General features: G+C 39.0%; 5 protein-coding genes. All 5 read left to right on the top strand.

Annotated features, from left to right (window positions below):
- Window positions 1-790 (top strand): CAAD domain-containing protein (locus PUQ00_RS32560; RefSeq protein ID WP_300424119.1); only part of this gene is annotated, 790 nt, incomplete at its 5' end.
- Between the two features lie 219 nt (window positions 791-1,009).
- Window positions 1,010-1,165, top strand: a complete 156-nt coding sequence (locus PUQ00_RS32555; protein ID WP_300424117.1) for a hypothetical protein — start codon at window positions 1,010-1,012, stop codon at window positions 1,163-1,165.
- A 481-nt stretch (window positions 1,166-1,646) separates the two neighbouring features.
- Complete coding sequence (locus tag PUQ00_RS32550) at window positions 1,647-2,051, top strand: substrate-binding domain-containing protein (RefSeq protein WP_300424116.1); 405 nt, start codon at window positions 1,647-1,649, stop codon at window positions 2,049-2,051.
- 63 nt (window positions 2,052-2,114) lie between these two features.
- Window positions 2,115-2,930 (top strand): PEP-CTERM sorting domain-containing protein, encoded by an 816-nt coding sequence (locus PUQ00_RS32545; RefSeq protein WP_300424114.1) that lies wholly within the window; start codon window positions 2,115-2,117, stop codon window positions 2,928-2,930.
- A 216-nt stretch (window positions 2,931-3,146) separates the two neighbouring features.
- Window positions 3,147-3,758: a PEP-CTERM sorting domain-containing protein gene (locus PUQ00_RS32540; protein WP_300424112.1), complete on the top strand. Its 612-nt coding sequence runs from the start codon at window positions 3,147-3,149 to the stop codon at window positions 3,756-3,758.
- The last annotated feature ends 152 nt before the right edge of the window (window positions 3,759-3,910 follow it).

Genomic DNA, 3,910 nt, shown 5'->3' with positions numbered 1-3,910 from the left:
TATGTACAATGCCATTTATTCCCCTCTGATGAAACTCGCTCAATATGATATCCGTGGTGAGCAAATGAAAACTATGATTCCTGAAGAAAATAGGAAACATAAGGAGAGCGAAGTACAACAATCGAAATCTTTTGATATTACATCAACCAAAGCTACCGCAGGATTTGAAAGTTTAAAAGTTGAAACTCAGCCATTGCTACTAGCTACTGATAAACCATTATATCAGGAGAGCGAAGTACAACAATCGAAATCTTTTGATATTACATCAACCGAACCTATCGCAGGACTTGAAACTTCAAAAATTGAAGCTCAGACATTGCTACTACCTGCTGATAAACCATTATATCAGGAGAGCGAAGTACAACAATCGAAATCTTTTGATATTACATCAACCGAACCTATCGCAGGACTTGAAACTTCAAAAATTGAAGCTCAGACATTGCTACTACCTGCTGATAAACCATTACCTCAATGGCAACAAACTGGCAGCAATTTTTCTGCATTTTTGGAGCAATTACCTAAATATTTAGGTGGATTTTCTACTGAATACCAGCTGCCAATTATTTGTTTTGCCACAATTATTGCAGCCACTGTGGCAGTTAAGCTAATTTTAGCTGTATTAGATGTAATAAATGAAATTCCGCAGGCAAATTTAGTTTTTGAGTTGACTGGAATTGGTTACTTCATCTGGTTTCTTTTTCGATATCTATTCAAAGCTTCTACTCGGCAAGAATTAATTGCACAAATTAGTTTTATCCAAAAAGAAATTGTCGAGGGACAAGATTCATAAGTTGTTATGCTTCCACATTTGCTTTTTTTCATCGTGGAATAAGGCACAGGGCAAACGCATTCATGCTACCTAAAAAGTTTTGCAACAAACTTACTTATGAAAGTTGACTTTGGTGTTACTGCTATTGATGGGAGCAAAACACCGTGTTAGCTTTTATTTTTAAGAAAGCTTAACGAAGGTGGATTCAGAGAAATCCAAACATTTTCTTACGATGTGTTTGTGCCTTTTCCACACGAAGATTGGCGCGGGCGCATTCGTGCTAATGCTGGTGTGGCAGCTATCCTGACACCAGACAAAGTAGAACTATTTGACCAGAACCTGGCGGCATTACTTCAAACAAAATATCCCACACTTATACTTCAGGTTGATCATTAACTTTGTGTTGCGATCGCCTCTCTTCTCTACGAACGCGAATAGCGTGTCAAAGATAGAGGCTACGATACGTTCAGCGTAGCTTACTTCCCCGTAGGGGTACGCTCGCCGTAGGTATCGCAAAAGCCTCACAGTGGTAGTTACTCCTGAAGTCTTACCATATGCGTAATCTTATCGAGATAAAAAAACTTTTTACTTAAAGTTTTCATAAATTCAGTGTTTAATTACGTAGTTGAATGGATTTTGTCCAACCAAGTTGGTATGATAGCTTCAATCGAAAATACAAATGCGTAGAAAAAACTCAATAAATACTGATGAATAATTCATAAAATTTAAACGCTCAGATCAAAGACTGTTTAAGCATTAGACATCTCCGAAAAAGAATCTAGAGACACGAAATTTCGCGTCTCTACAAGGGTTCTAGATAACGCATATTTAATTTCTGGAGATGTCTATTAGTTAAGCTGTTCCACATTAATGGACATTGCCCCCAGAAAGGAATAGTCCGGGGGGTAGCATAGTCTACTATCTGCAAGATATCAACAAAGTAGACATCTATTTGGTCTATTACACCAGTGCTTTATCTGCCCAACAAATTTCACCAAGTCTACAAGTAGTTGAGTTGCCAGATAGCTTAAAAGTCCAAGCTGACTATGGTTTGACAGTACTCAAAGATGCGAATCCTGGAGGTTCACAACTAGCTAATTATATCCTTTCACCAACTGGACAAAAAATACTGGCAAAGTATGGATTTAATAGTCCGAAGTCTGTTCCCGAACCTCAAGGAGTTGGTGGAATTTTACTTGCTATGAGTGTAGCTTTTGCCTTGCAGAAAAAGTTGGCTGCCAAACAGCAAAAAATTCAAGTGAGCAATGAACGCTACAGTTAGAAAATCGAGAAATCTGGTTAATTTTGAAGCAAGCTGTTAGTAAATCCAAGGAGATAACAAACTATGAATAAACAAACTATCTTTCCTTTCTTTTCTCAAGCAATAGCCAAGATTGGTTCAACCTTAATAGCAGGAATTGCATTTAGTCTGTTGCTTTCTAACCCCATTTATGCTGCCACTTTTGGCACTAATTTGATAGTAAATGGTGATGCAGAACAAGGGAAAGGAGATCCAATTGGTAATGCTGTTGGAGCTGCTATACCTTTTATCCCTGGCTGGACTACGACAGGTAGTTTCAGTGTATTAAAGTATGGGGCAACAGGTTTTAGCTTTACCAACCCATTAGGTAATGTAGTGAACGTTACTGTTCCTGGTATTGATGTTCCTGGGCCAAGCGATCGCGGACTCAATTTATTCTTTGGTGGTGCCGATAGAGCCTCTTCCAGTGCTTCGCAATTAATCAATATATCTGATTTAGCCTCAACTATTGATGCAGGTCAAGGTACGTTTAACTTAAGTGGCTGGTTGGGAGGATATAGCACAGATGAAGATAGCGCATCACTAAACATTACTTTTCTTGATCAAGCTAACCAGTCTTTAGGTATAGCTAGTATTGCTTCGCCAACTCCCACGCAAAGAAATAACATCACAGGCTTATTTTTGCAGTCAACTAATGGTTCTGTACCTGTGGGTACACGCCAAATCAATGTACTGCTGAACGCCAATTATGTAAGAGGGCGGATAAATGACGCCTACGCAGATAATCTTTCGTTAGTAGTTACTAAAGTCCCAGAACCATCAATCTCAGGTTTATTGTTAGTTGGTACATCTTGTCTGATGGGATGGAAATTGCGTAGAAACAACCAAACATTTGAGTAGATTGCATCAGATTTTGAATGCTTAAATACTTAACTTGCAACAGTTGAATTTCTCCAACTGTTGCAGTCTGAACTTTATTGAAGAAGTTTCTCTCTACGCCAATAGACATCTCCGAAAAAGAATTTAGAGACGCGAAATTTCGCGTCTCTACAATGGTTCTAGATAACGCATATTTAATTTCTGGAGACGTCTAATTCATACACAGGATAAAATTTGATGTTAAAAACAACGTTTGTCACAAAGCAATTAATTATTGCTCTGGGGTTAGGATTAGCTGCATTATTTACTGCTACTCCCGCTGAAGCTGCTGTCTTAACCTATCAAGGTGATACCACAAATCAGCCGACTTGGCGGCGTACAGCACCAGGCGATCCTCCCGATAGAATCAGTGGTGAAAACGCTGGAACTATGGGTATGAATGTACCATACAGCGTTTTTCAGTTTGTGGTTGAAGAATCGGGTTTGTATACATTTGGTAGTACTGTACCTGGAGCTAGATCACCTGTTGATGGAGCCTGGGATAATTTTTTAGTTTTATATCAGGACAGTTTTAACCCCACTAACCAATTGACCAACGTTTTAGTAGCAGCGATCGCTCCTGATAATGGTAGTTCTGCCTTCGACCGACAACTAACCGCTCAACGAAATTACTTTTTAGTAACAACTGGTCGTCGAGTAACTGATTTTGGTGCCTTTACCAATACAATCAGCGGTTCGGGCAAAATCGTAGCAGTTCCCGAATCGGATTCAATACTTGGCATATTAGCAACTGTAAGTGTTGTTTTACTTCTGTATAAGCGAAAATGGAGTATTGTCACGGTGCGCTAGCGCAAACATAGTTTATTTATGTCTAAACCGAAGGGGTTATCGTAGGCAACCCCCAAGCGATTTTAACAATAGCTTTACCTTGAATCTATACTATAGGAATCCTATTTGAGTTTTGAACAAGCTCCGTACATCTGAAGAGTGGCAAAGTCAAA

Source organism: Nostoc sp. S13 (assembly GCF_029379315.1).
GTDB lineage: Bacteria > Cyanobacteriota > Cyanobacteriia > Cyanobacteriales > Nostocaceae > Nostoc.
Note: the sequence above shows the minus strand (reverse complement) of the source record. Positions and strands in the feature narration are given on the sequence as shown.